This window comes from Streptomyces sp. NPDC048484 (genome assembly GCF_040651415.1).
Taxonomy (GTDB): domain Bacteria; phylum Actinomycetota; class Actinomycetes; order Streptomycetales; family Streptomycetaceae; genus Streptomyces.
Window position 1 is genome coordinate 19,761 of record NZ_JBEZJY010000055.1, and the last position, 16,379, is coordinate 36,139.

Sequence of the window (16,379 nt, forward strand, 5' to 3'; positions counted from 1 at the left end):
TCATCCGCTGGCAGTACCGCGTGTGGTGCCAGACCGGCTATCGCAGTCCGGGCAACGCGGGCACCGGGCAGCCCGTCGACCAGTTGACCGACCCGGCCGCCGACTTCGTGCCCCCCAAGGGCTTCCTGTACAGGGACCATGTCCGGCCTCCACGACCAGGGCGCTCGCCCGGGCGAAGGTGTGCCGGAACTCCTTCAGGGGCCGGTACTCCTCCGAGTGGTAGAAGTCGAGCACGGCCTGCTTGTCCGGGAATTCGAGGATCACACCGATGGCCGGGCGGTAGTCGCTCTCGAACACTTCGGGACTGGTGTCCCGGGCCACGGGCCTGCCGCCGAACTTCTCCACGACCGCGAGGGTCCTGGTCTCGTACTCCGTCATCTTCTCCTGGTCCTCGGGGGACACGCTGATGACCATGTAAGCGCTAATACAACACCTCCATTGTTCGCAAACTCGTGAACTATTGAACTATTGAACCATGGGAGTGTACGGGCAACAACCGCGCCCGGGGGCCGACCATTCTCGTTCGTCCGCCTGTTCACAAGGTCACGTACAATTGAGGTATGAAGGCTCTGGCTCACCCCGCTCGCGAGGACCTGCTCATCCAGTCCGTTCTCGACGCGCTCGCCAGTCCGCTGCGCCTGAGAATCGTCAAGCGGCTCGCCGGCGGTGAGGAGCTGACCTGCTCGACCGTGCTGCCGGACGTCTCGGCGTCCACAGCCAGCCGCCATTGGCAGGTACTGAGGGAGAGCGGCGTCCTGTGGGCCCGCCGCGACGGGCGCATCATCCTGCACATCCTGCGCCGGGAGGATCTCGACTCCCGTTTCCCGGGCCTCCTGGACGCGGTGCTGGCCGCGGTCGACGAGTCCGACGAGGAGAAGAGCGGCAGCACCGCCGCCTGACCCCGACCACGCCCGAACCAACGTTGCACATAATCGCGTTGAACCCGTTCGCCTCGCCCACCCGTTCGCGTGGGACGGAGCCGGTGACCAGGACCGGAATGGCGGCCTGTGCAATGCCGCTGCCGAGACCGACGAGCGAGGGCCAGATGTAGACGAATCCTTTGGCGGCTGGACCAGAACCTTTACGGATCCAAGGCTCTGCGCGGCGATCGTGGACCGACTGACGTTCGGCGGCAACCTCATCGAGACCGGCACCGACTCCTACCGGCTGGCCGCCACCCGCGCCCGCGCCGAACAGACGGCGGCGGCCGCGGACGCGGGTTGACGAAGCTGTGGGGCGGGTCGCAATGTCCTGGCGCCCGCCCCGCTGGCCTATCGCAGGGAGATATTGAGCTTCTCGCCGACGGTTCGGTAGCCGATCCGGGCGTAGATCCTTTCGATACCCGGATCGCCCGGCTCCAGCCACACCGTCCGGCAGCCTCGATCCAGGACTGCAGCGGTCAGGTGGGCGGAGAGCATCGCGCCGATACCGCGCCGCCGGGAGCTCTCGGCGACCGCGAGGCCGGCCAACTCACTCAAGCCGTCCACCGGCGATGAGCAGACGCCCGCGCCGACCGCGGTGCCGTCGCCGGCGCTGACCAGGGCGACCACGCCGCCGCTCGCGATGGTGTCGCGCAGCCAGGCAGTCTCACCCGTTGTCGGCTCACCCGGCTGTCCGTACCCGGCGTGCTGCACCACCGCGGTGGCAAGGAGCCCGGCGCCATCGGTCGGCTCAGTGATCAGGACGCCGGTCGCCGCTCTGGGGGTGATGAGTGTTTCAGCTGAGCAGGCCATGACCGCGGCGCGGTTCTCGGCCGTGAACCCCGCCGCACGCAGGGCCAGTTCGACCTGCGGCGCGCAAGTGGGCAGGTACTCCAGACGCGGCACCCGATCGAGCGTGCGAAACATGCTGATGAGGGCGCTGATCTCGCTCGCGGTCGGCGCAGCCCCGTCATCCGGGATCGCATAGTTGGCGAACGGGCTCGGCCAGTTCCGGTCATAGCGCACCACGAACGGGCCGCTGCGCACATGACCGCCGGAACGCAGGGCGCGCGTGCGCGCATGGTTTTGGACGTCGAAGTCCATAGGAAGATCCCTCTGAAGGCATGTAAAGACATCGGACATGCCGCCGATATCACCCGGGCTCGCAACAGGCGCACGTCGGGTGGTGCATTCAGTGCATCGGCGGCTCAAGTAGCGAACTCGCCCGCATCCAATTGGCTTCAGCTCCAGCTCTGTGAGTCCTTGCAGCCAGCGGTGATCTTGGCATGTCCGCCGCATGGTGGACAAGCGGCTGAACATAGGGGTCTCCGCCGTCGGCGCGCTCCGGCACCGACCCACGGCGTCAGGCTCGCTGCCCAACACGGGCGTGGTCGGTGCCGTCGAGTGTGAAGTAGCGCAGGGCGGTGAACTGGTCCTCGATGCGGTTGAGCCAGGAGGAGTTCGTCGGGGTGTAGGCGATCTCGACGTTGTTCGCCGCGACCCAGGAGGCGACCCGCCGGCACTTCTTCGTGGTCAAGTGCGGGGAGAAGTTGTCGCAGACGATCGCGATACGGACCTTGTCCGGGTAGAGGGTGCGCAGGTAGCGGCAGAACTCCAGGAACTGCGTCCGCCGCTTGACTGGCTTGATGTGGCCGTAGAGCTTGTCCTTGGCCAGGTCCAGGGCGGCGAACAGGTGCCGTACTCCGCCGTAGCGGTTGTAGGTCGCCCGCCGCCTGCGGCGCGGCTCACGGTCAGGGTCCTTGTGCTTGCCGCCGCGCTCGGCCCACTGCTTCCCGGGGTGGGGCATGAGGTTGAGCGGCCCGAACTCGTCCATACAAAAGATGACTTCGGGCTCGCCTTCCTCGGGCAGGGCCTCCCCGTCGGCGATCGCGTAGAGGTGCTCGACGCGGGCCTTCTTGGCCGCGTAGTCCGGGTGGCGGGAGGTCTTCCAGGTCTTCAGACGTTGAAAGGAGATGCCTTCCTCACGGAGCAGGATGCGCAGGCCCTCGTGGCTGATGTCGTCGATCACCCCTCTGCGACCAGGAAGTCCGCCGGCTTGGACAGACTCCAGGTGGAAAAGGGCAGGTCGTGCTCACTCGGCCTGGACTTCGCGATCTTCTTGATCTCGCGGACCTGCCCTCGTTCAGCCACGTGATCATTCTGGCCGTCCGGTTGCCGCGCCGGGCGGCACCGGCCTGTTGACCGGACTACGGGAGGACACGCCGGGCGGTAGCGCATCCCCGCTCGGGCGTCGACGGCTTCTACGACTGGGCGGTGGCGTCGGACCGCCGCTTTGCCAGGATGCGCCGGTTCCCGCCCGGAGCCGGCCGGGTGGTCAGTCCGGTGCGGGGCGTGTGCGGCGTGCGGTGTGTGCGGGCCGCCCGACTGCGGCGTACCAGACCACGGCCGCACATATGAAGGCCGTCGCCGCGGAGACCAGTGACCTTGTGAGGGTGTCGTTCCGTGCGCCGGAAACGAGGGCGACGGCCAGTGCCAGCGTCAGGGTGATGACGGGCAGCGCATGGGGGCTCCGCGTGGCGCCTGGCACGGCGGCCGGCGGCAGCAGCCAGGTTGCGAGGCCGTAACAGGCACAGGCCAACAGTGTGGCTCCCAGCACTTCGCTGGGCCGGTGGCCGCCCATGGTCGCGCTGGCGGCGGCGATGCAGGCGAGCCACAGCACACCGGCCGTGGCGACGTAGGGGCGGATGCGGGGGGAAACCACGAGGACGGCGGCGAGGGTCAGCGCGGCGGGGATGGCCGTGTGCCCGCTGGGGAAACCCTGATCAAGGAGATTCTCCGGCGCGCCCACCAGATCGGGGCGGGGCAGGATGGTCGATTTGAGCACCTCCTTGCCTCCGGTCGTGAGAATGACGACCCCGAGCGCCGCGCACCCCTGCCGCCAGCACCGCCGCACCAGGGTGAGGACCACGATGACGGCCAGGCCCGCCATCAGGGTGGGCTTGGCGCTCAATTCCATCGGCGGCAGGGGCGTCGAGCCGTAGACCGCTCCTGACAGGGGGTAGATCCATGCTTCTTCGCCCCCCTGTTTACCGAGATCAAACAGGGCGTTCTCAGCTCGTTGCCCCCATGGGGTGCAGATGGCGAGCAGGTAGACCGTCAGGAACCCCAGGCTGTACAGCAGAGCCGGCATCCACGGCCGTGTCGTACGCGACGGGCTGGGGTCGTCGGGGGCCTCGGGGGCCTGCCTTGAGGCCCCCGGACGGTGCGCGGGCCGGGGCTGAGAATCGTGCTGAGTCATCGCTCTGTTTCTTCCGTTGGAGGGAGTTCGGTCACGCACGTCCTCCGGCACGACGTGGGCCGCCGGGCTCGGCCGGCCCACCGGGGGTCCGCTCCTATTCGGCGAGTGCCTGCCCCTGCCGGCGCTGGGCGGCGATCGCCAGGGCGGGGAGGGGTGCGATCAGCAGGATGAGGACGACCAGGTCCGGAAAGGACTGCATGAACGCGTCCGGCCGGACGACGATCGCCTGCATGCGGACGATCGCGAACGCCGCGACGGGGATCAGCCACCGGTGGTCGCCGGTGGCGGCCGTCGCCACCCACGCGGCGATCAGCGCGGCGACTTCGAGGACGAACAAACCGCGCTGGAAAGCCGGACTGACGGAGATGATGTGCAGGCCCCCGGCCACGAACATGGCGAGCACGACGGGGGCCAGCCAGCGGTACGAGCGGCGTCGCAGACGGCTGGGACGGCAGAGCGCCAGCACGGCGCACGCGGCGCACAGTGCCCCCGACAGCACCAGGTCACGTGCCGTTATCGGGGCGCCAAGACCGTAGTAGCCCAGGCCCGCCTTGCCCTCGTCGCCGAAGAGGGTGCGGCCGTGGAACGTGGCGCCGGCCCAGATCATGGCTGCCGCGGCCGGCAGCGCGATCCACGGTCTGCCGCGCAGCAGGGCGATCAGGCAGCCCAGCGGGAGCAGCCCGTAGGGCAGCAGCCGTATCCGCGTGGGACCTTCGGCCCACGGGTACCAGCCGGAGAAGTGGAAGGCGATGGCGTGCTGTCCGGGGTCGATGTGCAGTGCCCAGTGCCACACATCCTGCAAGTACGGAACCAGCGCCAGCGCGGCGAGGGCCAGGGCGGCCAGATGGATGCCGTCCAGCCACCACGGTCGGGCCGTGTCGTCGACGACGGCACGGGCGCGGGCCTGCGTCCCGGCGCGCACCAGGGCGGCAACTTCCCGCGGCGGGGGCCAGGAGCGGCCGGGATACGCCTCGGACAGGCAGGCCAGCACCTCCTCTCCCTGCCGGGAACGGTAGGGCTCGGGATAGGCCGCAAGCAGCAGACGATTCATGCCGGGGCTGCTCCGGCATCCCGCGAGTGTCCGATGACGACGGCCGCCGCCTGCTGCATCCGCAGTGCCTCCCGGCCGAGCGCCTCGGTGCCGTCCTCGGTGAGCCGGTAGTAGCGCCGCGCCCGCCCGTCCACGATCTCCTCATGGCCGGCGGCCACCAGCCCGGCCCGCTCCATCCGCTCCAGCGCGCCGTAGAGAGTGCCGACAGCGATCCGGAGCCGCCCGCCGGTGGTCCGCTCGGCGGCCTTGATGATGCCGTAGCCGTGCAACGGTCCGTCCATCAGCGCGGCGAGGATGAAGTACTGCGGTTCCGTCAGGGGTGGATTCTGCTTGGTCATGCATCGAGCATATATCGAGCTGCGAGATATATCTGCCTGCACTGGATGATCACTGGCAGCACCTCCACGCCTGCGGCGAGCGTCACCCTCTCCCGGCCGGCGGGCGCGACGGCGATCTCCTCGACGCACCCGCGCGGCGTTGGCGGATGCTCACCGCGACCTGATCCGGGCCGAGCGGAATGTCATTCCCACCGGTCCGCCGGACCCGTCCCGCCTCCGTTGAATCTTCCATGGAACAGACCCTGTTCGTCCGGACCGGCCGGGAGACCAAGAAGATCGCCAAGTCCAAGCCGGCCGAGCACGGCCTGCCGTTCTCGACCTGGAGCCCAGCCGAGCCGGCCGACTTCCTGGTAGCCGAGGGGGCGTTCGACGACATCAGCCACGAGGGCCTTCGGGCCCTGCTCCGCGAGGAAGGCGTCTGATTTCAATGCATAAAGACCTGGAAGGCCTCACACGACTACACGGCCAAGAAGGCCCAGGCCGAACACCTCTACGCGATCGCCGACGGTGAGGTCATACCCGAGGAAGGCAAACCCGAAGTCGTCTTCTGCATGGACGAGTTCGGGCCGCCCAACCTCCGGCCCCACCCCGGGCGGCAGTGGACCGAACGCGGCGGCCGCCACAAGGACCCCGCCCGGGAACCGAGGCCCCGCCGACGGGCGACCTACACCCGCCCGCACGCGGTCCGGCACCTGTTCGCCGCCTACGATCTGGCCGAGGGCAAGCTCTACGGGGTCGCATCAAACCGAAGAATAAGCGGACCAGGTTCCTGGAGTTCTGCCGTTACCTGCGCAGTCTCATCAGCCATGGCGAACCGAGCTGGCCCCCTGAGGGGTTGGGAGCCAACACGGTTCGCAGCAACAACCTGGCAAGCTGCACTGCGACTCATGATCGACGAAAAGCGGGTGATCGCGGAGCGGCCTGCTCCGGCTACGGATTCTGTGGCCGGGCCCGGTTCTGGGGCCGGCTCGGGTCCCGGCGGCACGGCCAACTCCATGGACCGCACCGTCGCCCGGTGGAATGAGCCGCCGAACGGCGCGTAGTGCAGCAGGTTCCTCGATCAGACCGACGTTCGCGGAACGGCAGACAACGAGCCCAGCCGCCGTCCTCATCCGCTCCCGCGTGAATCCCGCCGTTGCACATCGGGGCGCAGCGCCTACTGGTACGCAGCCTGGCCAGTGCAAGCCGAACCGCGCCGTCCTCGCGAGCGCTCTACGCCGACGAACACCGGCGGCCGCCGGACTGCCCTCGGTTTCGCCATAGAGAGCGGATTGTGTCTGCGTCATCGTGGTGGACGTCGTCCACTTCCCGGAGCATGCTTCAGGAAGCCTGATGGAGCGGGACGTGTCAACGGTCTCGCCCATCGGCTACGGGGGCGATCATCATGGACGGCAATGCTGTAACCGGCGCTTCGGCCAGGACGAACGTGGATGTGGTTCTGGAGGGGGGCGGCGTCAAAGGCATCGCCCTCGTCGGTGCGCTGAGGGAGCTCTGCGCGGCACATACCGTGCAGCGTGTGGCCGGTACGTCGGCGGGAGCCATCGTCGCGGCGCTGCTGGCGGCCGGGTACACCGTCCCGGAGTTGGAGCACGAGATGCGGAGCCTGGACTTCGCCTCGTTCCAGGACGGGCCGGCGCGTCATTTCGGGAAGGTCGGGGCGGCATTGGCCGTGCTGCTGCACAACGGTGTCTTCAAGGGCGATGCTCTGCATGCCTGGATCGAAGAGCGACTGGCGGACAAGAACGTCATCACCTTCCAGCAGCTGCGTCGCCAGGAGCAGGGAGAGGATACCGGGACGCCGCCCTACAAGCTGGCCGTCGTCGTGAGCGATATCAGCCGGGGGCGTGAGCTGCGCCTGCCGGAGGACTACCAGGCGCTGTGCGGGGTGGATCCCGACACCGCGAAGGTCGCCGACGCGGTGCGTGCCTCCGCCTCGATCCCCTTCTATCTCCGGCCGGTGAGGTTCCGTACCGGCCCCTCCCATGAGTCGCAGCGGTTGACGCTCGTCGACGGCGGTCTGCTGTCCAACTTCCCCGTCGACCTGTTCGACCGGCGGGACTCGACACCGCCCCGCTGGCCGACCATCGGCATCAAACTGTCGATGCGGCGTGTCCCCAGCCAGGACTGGCAACCGGCCCGAAATCCCGTGGAGTTGGCGAGGCGGCTGGTCTCCACCATGACCAGCGCCCACGACCGGATCCACGTGGATGAGAGCCGCGTGCAGGACCGCATCATCTTCGTCGACACCGACAAGGTCCGGTCGACCGACTTCCGCATTGCCCAGGAGCAGGTCGAGACGCTGTACACCAACGGCCGCAGCGCCGCACAACAGTTCCTGGCCACTTGGGACTTCCGGCAGTGGCTGAACCGCTATCACCCGTCGCAGGGCGGGGCGGGCCCGCCACCCTGACCCCGCCAACGGACCGGGGGAAATCATGAACGCCCAAGGCCGCCAAGGCTGGCTGCACAGAACCCAAGCCCGCCGAACAGCAACACGGACTGCCGCACAGGACGCCTCATCGGCATCCGCTGCCGCAGGACCTCCTCATCTCAGGTCCAATACGTGGCTGCATCGTGCGCAAACACGTTTGTGTGTACTGCGATACGAGCTCAAGGCCACGTGCGGGCAACCGGATCGCCTGTGTCACAACGAGGTCCGGCAAGCGGAGCTGCAGGCAGGCGTGACGTGTCTCCTCGACGCGGTGCTCGCCCTGGCAGGCCCGCTCTGCCAGAAGGATCCCTGCCTTGCCCTCGTCGAGGATCTGAAACACAAGGACGAGCCGCAGGACGAGCCGCAGGACGATCGTGTGCCGTGGGCTGTCGCGGCCCTCCTGGAGGCTGCCTACGCGGCCCAGGAGGAACGAGCCGGGTGACACCGGCACCGCGGCCGACGACCGCGGGTTCGGTGCTGTCGGCGGGCGCATGCTCGCCGACGGCGCGTCAGGTCTTCTGTGCTGTGGCGTGTTGCCGAGGTGCGGCAGGATGGGGAAGCGGGATCTTCTGCGCGAGTTTCTCGCCTTCGACGTCCAGATCGGGCAGGAGACGGTCCAGCCACACGGGAATCCACCAGGCCTTCTCCCGTGCGAGTGCCATGGTGGCCGGGATGAACGTCATGCGGATGACGAACGCGTCGATGAGGATGCCCACCGCCAGCGCGAATCCCGCCTGTTTGATCATGGGCTGGGCGTTGAAGATGAATCCGGCGAAGACCGAGACCATGATCGTGGCCGCGGCGATCACGACGGCGCTCGCCCGGGCGAAGCCGGAGACGGTCGCGTCGAGCGGGTCGGCGCCGTGCATGCGGGCCTCGCGCATCGAGGTGACCAGGAACATCTGGTAGTCCATGGCCAGTCCATAGAGCACGCCGGTGACGATGATGGGCAGCAGGCTCATCACGGGTGCGCTCGCGTCGAGTCCGAACAGCGCCTGGAGCCAGCCCCATTGAAAGACGGCCGTGGTGATGCCGAAGGTGGCGGCGATGCTGAGCAGGAAGCCGAGAGTGGCCATCACCGGGACGACGACCGAGCGGAAGACCAGGAGCAGGACGATCAGTGAGAGCCCGAGAACGGTGGCCACGTAGAGGGGCAGGACGTCCCCGAGGCGGTCGGATACGTCGATCGCGAGGGCGGTGAAGCCGGTGATGCCGATGGTGACGCCATGGGTTTCGCGGATCTCCCGGCTCTTGTCCCGCACGGAGGTGACCAGGTCCTTGGTGCCGTCGTCGTTCGGTCCGTCGCCGGGAACGAGGCTGAGGACGGCCACGGTGCCGGGGGTGTTCATTCCTGCCAGGGAGATCGATGTGGCACCCTCGGTGTCCTTCAGCTCGGAGACGACCGCGGCGAGCGCCGTGGGGGTGAGCGGCCGCCCGCTGTCGGAGGAGCGGGCGACGAGCATGAGGGGGCCGTTGTAGCCGGGGCCGAAGGCGTCGCTGACCTCCTCGTAGCTCTGGCGCTGCACGGTGTCGGGGCTGTAGCTGGCACCGGACGGCAGGCCCAGCCTCATGTCGAGGGCGGGCAGCGCCAGAACCAGAGGGATCAGGAACGCCGCCGTGAGAGCGGGGTACTTGTGGCGGATCAGGCGTGATCCCCAGCGGGTGGCCCGTGTCCGTGCGGCGGTGGAGGCCTGCTGCTGCGCCGTGCGTCGGGTTCCGGCCGAGCAGATGCGCTCCTTGACCAGGCCCAGGAGCGCCGGCAGCAGGGTCAGGGCGAGCAGGACCGTGACGGCGATCGTGGCCGCAGCGGCGAGGGCCATCGTGCTGAGCAGCGTGATGCCGACCACCAGCAGTCCTGCCAGGGCGATGATGACGGTGCTGCCGGCGAAGAGGACCGCGCTCCCGGCGGTGCCGATGGCGCGGCCGGTCGCCTCGTGCGCGTCCAGGCCGGTGTCCAGGATGAGCCGCCGTTGCCTGTTGACGATGAACAGGGCGTAGTCGATGCCGACGGCGAGCCCCAGCATCAGGGCCAGTACGGCGGTGAGCGAGTGGATCTCGAAGACGGTAGAGAGGGTGAAGGCGCCGCCGACGCCCACCGTGACACCGACCAGCGCGATGACCAGGGGCAGGCCCGCCGCCATCACCGACCCCAGGGTGACCAGCAGGACGATGGCTGCCACCACCACGCCGACGATCTCACCGACGCCCACGATCTCGGGTATCTCCAGCATCGCCGCCGACGGCAGGACGTCGAGGTGGCCGCGTTCGGCCTGCCGCTCGGCGGCCTCGACGGTGCTGTCGATCGTGCCGGAGGGCAGCTCGTAGGTCTGATCGTCGAACTGGAACTGCATCAGGGCGGTGGAGCCGTCGGCCGAGACGACGACCCCGGGCACCGGTCGGCCGTCCTGCAGCAGCGGGGCCGGCACCTTGCCTCCCGTCGGCTGCCCGGCGGCTTCGGCCACCGCCGCCTGGGTCCGCAGCAGCAGACTCTTCTCCCCCTTGGACAACTCGGCGGCGAGGACCTTGCGGGCGTCGATGACGTGGTCGTGGCGGTAGACCGCGTCCACCGCGGCGATGAGGGCGGCGCGGCTGTCGTCGCCGTCGACCCGCGTTCCGTTCTGCGCGCGGAACACCAGCATGCCCTGCCCGCCGGACGCCTCGGGAAGGGACTTCGCCAGATCGTCGATGACCTCCTGGGCGGGGGTGCCGTCGATGCGCACCTCGTTGCTCAGCTTGACCGGGTTGACCACGAGCAGAGTCACCACGGCGAACACCACCGCCAGCCAGCCGGCGATCACATACCAGGGCCTGGCGTAGGCGAAATGCCCCAGCCGGTACAGCAGCACAGACACAGCCTTCTCCCTTCTCCGGCGCACCCTACTGGGCACGCGCATCCAACGAAGTGAGAGGGTACTACCAAAGCGATAGTCGACTACCGAAGCGGTGGAGTTCTATCACCGCGCAGGTGATTGAGTAGTCTGCGTGCAGAACGGGAGGGTCAGAAATGCCGAACGCCGCGCCGCGCACACACCGGGTACGCAGGGTTGACGCCCGCTCCAGCGTGGAGCGCATCACTGCGGCCGGACGTCATGTCCTCGGCGCGGGTGAGGGCTCGTTGGAGCAGATCGCCGCCGAGGCGGGCGTGGGCATCGCGACGCTCTACCGGCACTTCCCCAACCGGGAGGCCATCGTCCGGGCCGTCCTCGACGACATCCTCGAGACCGACCTCCTCCCACTGATCAACGATGCCACGGCCTCCCGCCACCCACGCCAGACCCTTCTGGACATCGCCACCCGGCTACTCGAGCTGATCACCGAGGAGCGAGGACTGGTCACCTTCGCCGCCAACTTCGCCGACGTCGCCGTGGACGCCCTCCAGCGCCTCAGCGAGTCCCTCCGCCCCCTCCTCGAGCACGCACAGGAGCAGGGCGAGATCCGTACCGACCTCACCGCGGACGACATTCCGCACTTCCTCGTCATGGGTATCGCAGGCCTCGCGCTCCCCGGCACCGCACCGTCCATGCGCGCACGCTTCATGGCCCTGCTCTTCGACTCGCTCAACCCCGCCGGCGCGTCCCCTCTCCCACCGGCATGCGCGGAAACGGAAGATGACGACCTCCGCGCCGCGATCAGCCGCGCCGTCCGGGACTGACTCCCGAAGCCGGGCCCGGCCTCAAGGGCGCCCTGATCGCTACGAGGCCGAGGAGCCCCGCCACGACAGAGTCCCGGTCCCCGGGGGTGAGGGGAGGGCGTGTCGGGCAGTCCTCGTGTGCGCCTGCTCCCTGCGCCAGAACGGCCTGGCTCGGCCGATGGCCAGCGCCGCCTCGTGCTGGACAGGAAGTCCGAGTGCGTACACGATCGCGTTCATGACGCCAGAGGACGCAATCGTCGCCACTGCCGACCGGATCGCGGTGCTGCTGGAGGCGGGGGCCGACCCGCGGACGCCGTTACCGGGCGCGGAGTGGACGGTGGGGGAGGCGGCGGCGCACCTCGCGCTGGCGGGGAAGCTGATGGCGGACATCGGGGCGGGCGAGGACCATCCCTACGGTGATGGGACGCCGAGCGGTCTCGCGGCGGCCAACCGTGCGGCTCTGGCCGTCTTCCCGCAGCGGGATCCGGCGGTCCTCGGCGCGGAGATCGCGGACGGGGCCCGGGCCTTCGTTGCGGCCACGGCCGGCTGCAGTCCGCGGGAGGCGGTGCTGACGCCGATGGGGCCGATGGATCTGGCCACCCTGGGCTCGTACCTGCTCACGCACCTGCTCGGGCACGGCTACGACATCGCGGTCGCGCTGCGCAGGCCGCACATGGTCAACCGGGAAGTGGTCGCGTTCACGCTGCCGTTCATGCGCCTGGCCATGCCGCGTGTAGTGAACGCCGGCGCGGCCGGCCACCATGCGTGCTATCTGTTGCGGATCGGCCGCGACCGCTTCGCCGTCACCTTCGCGGACGGTGCGCCCACGGTCACTGACACCCCGCCCCGGCGCCCCGATTGCACGATCGCCGTCGACCCCGTCGCCTTCCTCCTCCTCGCCCTGGGCCGCTGGACCACCCCCACTGTCATGGCCCGCGCCAAGGTCGTCGTCTGGGGCCGCAAACCGTGGCTGGGCCTGCGCTTCCCGATGCTCTTCACAGCGCCGTAGGCTCGACCAGCAGACCGAGCAATGGCAGCACCGCTACGCGATCCGCGCCGGCGTCGAAGCCACCCTCTCGCAGAACGCCCGGGCTCACGGGCTACGCCGTTCCCGCTACCGCGGACCGGCCCGCACCCACGTCCAGCACGTCCTCACTGCGATGGCCTGCAACGTCGCCCGCATCGCCGACTGGATCAGCACCGCACCCAGAACACGACGCCGGGCCACGCACTTCCGCACCCTGCGCTCAGCCACCGCCTGACCTGCCCAACATCACCAACAGAGTCACGGCATTGGGTCCAAGTGCATGTGTAGTCACACCATTCGCTCACTCGTTGATTCCGGGCACCAGCTCCACTCGGTCGAGCTGGTCACGGACGAGGGTATGAATGGGGACGGACCCGGCCGACGAGGTAGCCAGATGCTGCGACTACACCTTTGCTTGCCGTCAAGCCGATTGAAGATTTCTCGTCAGGACTTGGAGCTGGGCCGACCGGGAATGTGACTGAGAATGGACTTGGAGAAACCCCCATCGACGCAGACATCTTGGCCGGTGACATATCCTGCCAGCGGGCCGACAAGAAACTCGATCACGTTCGCGATATCCATCGGGTCGCCAATTTTCGCCAACGGGATAATTTCTTCCCTCGCCTTCTTGATCTCGGGATCGAGGTACATTTGTTCAGTCATCTGCGTGCGAGTCATGCCCGGGGACACCACGTTCACGCGGATTCCGTCAGGCGCCCATTCCAGTGCGAGTGTCTGAGCCAACAGCGTGAGCGCAGCCTTGGTCGGACTGTAGGCACCTGATCCGGCGTGCGGGAGCTGGCCGGACATCGAAGATGTGAAACAGGCGGACCCGCGACTGTCCTTCAGGTGCGGGTAACTTGCTTTGGCAAGTAGCCACGGCCCGCGGAGGTTGACGGAGAACATTCCGTCCCAGTCCTCGAGAGAGAGATCCTTGAGTGCGCCAGGGTTGGCGATTCCGGCATTTGCCACCAGCGCATCCAAGCCACCGAACTCGTCGACCGCAGCGGTTACCAGCTGACCGGGCACGTCGGGATCACCCAGGTCTCCTGTCAATGCAATGGCTTTGCCGCCCATCGACTGGATCGACCGGATGACCTCGTCTTGTCGCGCGTTCGCAGTAAGGCCGGATACCGCGATCATCGGCTGTTCGCCACGGGCAAGCGCTGCCTCTGTGAGCCTCAGGCTTACAGCCGCGCCGATGCCGCTGCTTCCGCCACTGACCAGAACCCTCATTGCACACTCTCCTTGCATATTTCCAGCGGGCATACTCAGCAGGCCCACGCAAGTCGTGACAGCTGTATCTGATGCGTTTCGAAGGACTTCAATTCACACCGGTCACCGAGAACTGCCATCTTACTGTTCGATGACCCTCGGAGTCATTCTGAACCGCGAGGCACTGAAATCACTGTCCGAGCTTCCAGCCCTCTTCGCTGAGATCACCCATCGACTTCGCGAATACTTCAAGGGTGTTCTCTTCGCGAATGACTTCGAGCACGACGTTGTTCACCCCGATTGTTTCCTGGACTGCTTCACCCAGGCCGTTCCAATCGATCACCCCAGTGCCGATGGGGTCGTGGCCCCACGTTTCCGTACCCGTGTCGGAAATGTGCATGAGCGCAACCGATCCGTGGTGTGAGCGCAGACTCGATACGGGATCCTCCCCGATGTAAGCAGCGTTCGCGACGTCGTACACGATTTTGAGTGCATCATCGTTGACCGTACCGACGATATCTGCCAGCTCCTCAATCGTGGGAGCAAAGCAGTAGGGGGTGTTCTCGAAGAGGAGTCGTTTTCCCGCCCGCTTGGCCAGCGGGATCAGCTCTTCCAGGCTTTCGTACATCCACCCGTAGACGTTCTCGAGCGAGGGGGAGATCATAGGACGCCGTGTGCCTGGTGAGATGACAACTTCCGGGACATCCCAAGCCACCGCAAGATCGATCACCGACGCGATGTGCTCGATGCTCTTCCGGCGCATGCTGGCACCAGGACTGGCCAGATTGATGTCGTATCCGCCGGCATTCAGGGATCGGACCTTGGCGCCCTTCTCGTTGAGCGTCGCCAGGATTGCCGAACGCTCGGAGCTGGAGATCTCTTCCGGCCAGCAATGTGGAGAGCTGATGGGAACCTCGAAGGTACTGTACCCATTCTGGGTCAGCTCGGATATCGCATCGATCGCCGTTGCCGACCAAAGATATGAAAAAGTGTTGATGATCATATGGATTTCCGTTCGATCTTTGAGGTGTCCCCATCGCGCACCCGGGAGCAGGGGCGGCTACGACTGGGGCTCCTTGCACTGTTCAGGGGCTGAACTGTCAGCAGTGGACGCCTCGCTCATGACGACGGCGATGGTGTCGGTCGGGGAAACGATCTCCCGCGGGGCACGGCTGCCGGTCTCCGGGAGCGTGAAGTAGACGATGAGGCACAGGCCGACGATGACCATCATGTAGATCGCCACGTACATGGGCCGTCCGGCGCCGACGAACGCGGCTGCGATGAGGGGTGCGGTGCCGCCGAAGAGGGCGATGACGATCTGATGGGCGAATCCGATTCCGGAGACGCGGACCGAGGCGGGGAACAGCTCAGCCTGGATGGTGGGGTAGACGGCTTGCCAGATTCCGAGGACAACCCATCCGGAGGCGGCGACGATGACGTAGACACCGAAGCCGGGCGCCTGCAGGAGGAGAAGGAGCGGATAGAACAGGACGATCATTCCGATGGCGCCGATGATGGGGAAGATCTTCCGGCGACCGAGACGGTCGGAGAGGTAGCCGCCTGCGGGGACGATGACAACCAGCAGGGCTAGGCCGATCGCACTGCCGGCAAGGGCGGAGGACAGGTCTCGGCCCGAGGTGAGGTTGGCGTAGGTGGGCAGGAACGTCGCCCAGGTGTAGTAGGCCACGGCGGGAGCGGAAAGGGCAGCAGTCTGCAGGAGCGCCTTGGGGTGCTCGCGGAGCAGTTGGAGGAGCTTCGCGGGTGCGGACTTCTGCTCGACGAGCGTGCTGGCTTCGAACTCCGGAGACTCGTCCGAGCGGGCGCGGAGGATGATTCCAGCGACGCCGATCACACCACCGATGATGAAAGGGATCCTCCATCCGTAGGACGCCAAGGCGTCGGCGGCGAAAAGAGAGGTGACGGTGGCTGCGGCGCCCGTTGCGGCGAGGGTTGCCAGCCCGCTGGCCATGTTGGTGAAGGAGCCGAAAAAACCGCGCCGGTTGGCTGGAGCGTGTTCCACCATGAACGCGATGGCGCTCTGCCCCTCGACGCCGGCGGAGATGCCCTGGAGGATGCGGGCGACGACGAACAAGATCGGCGCGAAGTAGCCGATGGTCGCGTACGGGGGTGTAAACCCGATGATCAACGCGCCGAGAGCCATCCCCGCGACCGCGAGAGACAGGACGCGTCGGCGCCCGTACCGGTCGGCAAGCGGCGAGATGATGATGCCGCTCAGAGGCCGCACGATGAACCCGATGGCGTAAGTGAGGAACGCGGCGATGAGGGACGCGAACTGGGAGCCCGAGGGGAAGATCTGCGCGGAGAAGACAGAGGCGAGAAGACCGTATATATACCAGTCGTACCACTCGACAAAGTGCCCGACGGTCCCGGCGAGCAGGTTACGGGCCTCTCTCTTACGCAGGACAGGGTCTGTGCTGTCGGGGGCGGATGTACTGGGCGCGCGACGTGAGGCCGTCATTGAATTCTCCTTTGAATTTGGGCGCAAG

15 protein-coding genes and 4 pseudogenes are annotated in these 16,379 nt (G+C 67.3%); 9 read left to right on the forward strand and 10 right to left on the reverse strand.

What is annotated here, in order from left to right; all coding sequences use genetic code 11:
• Complete coding sequence (locus AB0D14_RS37970) at positions 1-414, reverse strand: DUF1330 domain-containing protein (RefSeq protein ID WP_362787872.1); 414 nt, start codon at positions 412-414, stop codon at positions 1-3.
• A 146-nt stretch (positions 415-560) separates the two neighbouring features.
• Here AB0D14_RS37970 and AB0D14_RS37975 point away from each other — a divergent pair, with 146 nt between their 5' ends.
• Positions 561-899, forward strand: coding sequence for a helix-turn-helix domain-containing protein (locus tag AB0D14_RS37975; protein ID WP_362787875.1), 339 nt, complete (start codon positions 561-563; stop codon positions 897-899).
• Positions 900-1,050: 151 nt separating this feature from the next.
• Positions 1,051-1,224: pseudogene (locus tag AB0D14_RS37980) on the forward strand (ATP-binding protein); the annotation flags it as partial.
• A 47-nt stretch (positions 1,225-1,271) separates the two neighbouring features.
• Here the strand turns inward: AB0D14_RS37980 and AB0D14_RS37985 are convergent.
• The 5 genes and pseudogenes from AB0D14_RS37985 to AB0D14_RS38005 form a co-directional block, all read right to left on the reverse strand.
• Positions 1,272-2,024: a GNAT family N-acetyltransferase gene (locus AB0D14_RS37985; protein WP_362787878.1), complete on the reverse strand. Its 753-nt coding sequence runs from the start codon at positions 2,022-2,024 to the stop codon at positions 1,272-1,274.
• A gap of 280 nt (positions 2,025-2,304) precedes the next feature.
• Positions 2,305-3,050 (reverse strand): annotated as a pseudogene (locus AB0D14_RS37990) (IS630 family transposase); the annotation flags it as partial.
• A 205-nt stretch (positions 3,051-3,255) separates the two neighbouring features.
• Positions 3,256-4,071 carry a phosphatase PAP2 family protein gene (locus AB0D14_RS37995; RefSeq protein ID WP_362787880.1) on the reverse strand — a complete coding sequence of 272 codons (816 nt, stop codon included), beginning with the start codon at positions 4,069-4,071 and terminating at the stop codon, positions 3,256-3,258.
• A gap of 202 nt (positions 4,072-4,273) precedes the next feature.
• Positions 4,274-5,230, reverse strand: a complete 957-nt coding sequence (locus tag AB0D14_RS38000) for a hypothetical protein (RefSeq protein WP_362787883.1) — start codon at positions 5,228-5,230, stop codon at positions 4,274-4,276.
• Positions 5,227-5,568, reverse strand: a complete 342-nt coding sequence (locus AB0D14_RS38005; RefSeq protein WP_362787886.1) for a helix-turn-helix transcriptional regulator — start codon at positions 5,566-5,568, stop codon at positions 5,227-5,229. The genes AB0D14_RS38000 and AB0D14_RS38005 overlap by 4 nt, the downstream gene beginning before the upstream one ends.
• Before the next feature lie 230 nt (positions 5,569-5,798).
• Between AB0D14_RS38005 and AB0D14_RS38010 the strand changes: the two are divergent.
• The 4 genes and pseudogenes from AB0D14_RS38010 to AB0D14_RS38025 form a co-directional block, all read left to right on the forward strand.
• A pseudogene (locus AB0D14_RS38010) lies at positions 5,799-6,367 on the forward strand (IS630 family transposase); the annotation flags it as partial.
• A gap of 88 nt (positions 6,368-6,455) precedes the next feature.
• A complete protein-coding gene (locus tag AB0D14_RS38015) occupies positions 6,456-6,611 on the forward strand; it encodes a hypothetical protein (RefSeq protein WP_362787962.1) in 156 nt (51 codons plus the stop codon).
• Between the two features lie 341 nt (positions 6,612-6,952).
• The gene (locus AB0D14_RS38020) at positions 6,953-7,978 is read left to right on the forward strand and encodes a patatin-like phospholipase family protein (protein WP_362787888.1); all 1,026 of its coding nucleotides are present in this window, start codon (positions 6,953-6,955) and stop codon (positions 7,976-7,978) included.
• A 271-nt stretch (positions 7,979-8,249) separates the two neighbouring features.
• Positions 8,250-8,441, forward strand: a complete 192-nt coding sequence (locus tag AB0D14_RS38025; protein WP_362787891.1) for a hypothetical protein — start codon at positions 8,250-8,252, stop codon at positions 8,439-8,441.
• Between the two features lie 67 nt (positions 8,442-8,508).
• Here the strand turns inward: AB0D14_RS38025 and AB0D14_RS38030 are convergent, their stop codons facing one another.
• A complete protein-coding gene (locus AB0D14_RS38030; RefSeq protein WP_362787895.1) occupies positions 8,509-10,851 on the reverse strand; it encodes an MMPL family transporter in 2,343 nt (780 codons plus the stop codon).
• A gap of 152 nt (positions 10,852-11,003) precedes the next feature.
• Here AB0D14_RS38030 and AB0D14_RS38035 point away from each other — a divergent pair, with 152 nt between their 5' ends.
• The 3 genes and pseudogenes from AB0D14_RS38035 to AB0D14_RS38045 form a co-directional block, all read left to right on the forward strand.
• A complete protein-coding gene (locus AB0D14_RS38035) occupies positions 11,004-11,651 on the forward strand; it encodes a helix-turn-helix domain-containing protein (RefSeq protein ID WP_362787898.1) in 648 nt (215 codons plus the stop codon).
• Positions 11,652-11,865: 214 nt separating this feature from the next.
• Positions 11,866-12,639 (forward strand): maleylpyruvate isomerase family mycothiol-dependent enzyme, encoded by a 774-nt coding sequence (locus tag AB0D14_RS38040; RefSeq protein ID WP_362787901.1) that lies wholly within the window; start codon positions 11,866-11,868, stop codon positions 12,637-12,639.
• Positions 12,640-12,679: 40 nt separating this feature from the next.
• Positions 12,680-12,754: pseudogene (locus AB0D14_RS38045) on the forward strand (hypothetical protein); the annotation flags it as partial.
• 347 nt (positions 12,755-13,101) lie between these two features.
• Here the strand turns inward: AB0D14_RS38045 and AB0D14_RS38050 are convergent.
• The 3 genes from AB0D14_RS38050 to AB0D14_RS38060 form a co-directional block, all read right to left on the reverse strand.
• A complete protein-coding gene (locus tag AB0D14_RS38050) occupies positions 13,102-13,893 on the reverse strand; it encodes an SDR family oxidoreductase (protein ID WP_362787904.1) in 792 nt (263 codons plus the stop codon).
• A 169-nt stretch (positions 13,894-14,062) separates the two neighbouring features.
• Positions 14,063-14,875, reverse strand: a complete 813-nt coding sequence (locus AB0D14_RS38055) for a sugar phosphate isomerase/epimerase family protein (protein WP_362787907.1) — start codon at positions 14,873-14,875, stop codon at positions 14,063-14,065.
• A gap of 57 nt (positions 14,876-14,932) precedes the next feature.
• The gene (locus AB0D14_RS38060) at positions 14,933-16,351 is read right to left on the reverse strand and encodes an MFS transporter (RefSeq protein ID WP_362787910.1); all 1,419 of its coding nucleotides are present in this window, start codon (positions 16,349-16,351) and stop codon (positions 14,933-14,935) included.
• Positions 16,352-16,379: the final 28 nt, after the last annotated feature.

Bases quoted from the DNA above. Each gene is read 5' to 3' on its own strand.
- AB0D14_RS37970 (WP_362787872.1), bottom strand. From the start codon at position 414: ATGGTCATCAGCGTGTCCCCCGAGGACCAGGAGAAGATGACGGAGTAC.
- AB0D14_RS37975 (WP_362787875.1), top strand. From the start codon at position 561: ATGAAGGCTCTGGCTCACCCCGCTCGCGAGGACCTGCTCATCCAGTCC.
- AB0D14_RS37985 (WP_362787878.1), bottom strand. From the start codon at position 2,024: ATGGACTTCGACGTCCAAAACCATGCGCGCACGCGCGCCCTGCGTTCC.
- AB0D14_RS37995 (WP_362787880.1), bottom strand. From the start codon at position 4,071: ATGCCGGCTCTGCTGTACAGCCTGGGGTTCCTGACGGTCTACCTGCTC.
- AB0D14_RS38000 (WP_362787883.1), bottom strand. From the start codon at position 5,230: ATGAATCGTCTGCTGCTTGCGGCCTATCCCGAGCCCTACCGTTCCCGG.
- AB0D14_RS38005 (WP_362787886.1), bottom strand. From the start codon at position 5,568: ATGACCAAGCAGAATCCACCCCTGACGGAACCGCAGTACTTCATCCTC.
- AB0D14_RS38015 (WP_362787962.1), top strand. From the start codon at position 6,456: ATGATCGACGAAAAGCGGGTGATCGCGGAGCGGCCTGCTCCGGCTACG.
- AB0D14_RS38020 (WP_362787888.1), top strand. From the start codon at position 6,953: ATGGACGGCAATGCTGTAACCGGCGCTTCGGCCAGGACGAACGTGGAT.
- AB0D14_RS38035 (WP_362787898.1), top strand. From the start codon at position 11,004: ATGCCGAACGCCGCGCCGCGCACACACCGGGTACGCAGGGTTGACGCC.
- AB0D14_RS38040 (WP_362787901.1), top strand. From the start codon at position 11,866: ATGACGCCAGAGGACGCAATCGTCGCCACTGCCGACCGGATCGCGGTG.
- AB0D14_RS38050 (WP_362787904.1), bottom strand. From the start codon at position 13,893: ATGAGGGTTCTGGTCAGTGGCGGAAGCAGCGGCATCGGCGCGGCTGTA.
- AB0D14_RS38055 (WP_362787907.1), bottom strand. From the start codon at position 14,875: ATGATCATCAACACTTTTTCATATCTTTGGTCGGCAACGGCGATCGAT.
- AB0D14_RS38060 (WP_362787910.1), bottom strand. From the start codon at position 16,351: ATGACGGCCTCACGTCGCGCGCCCAGTACATCCGCCCCCGACAGCACA.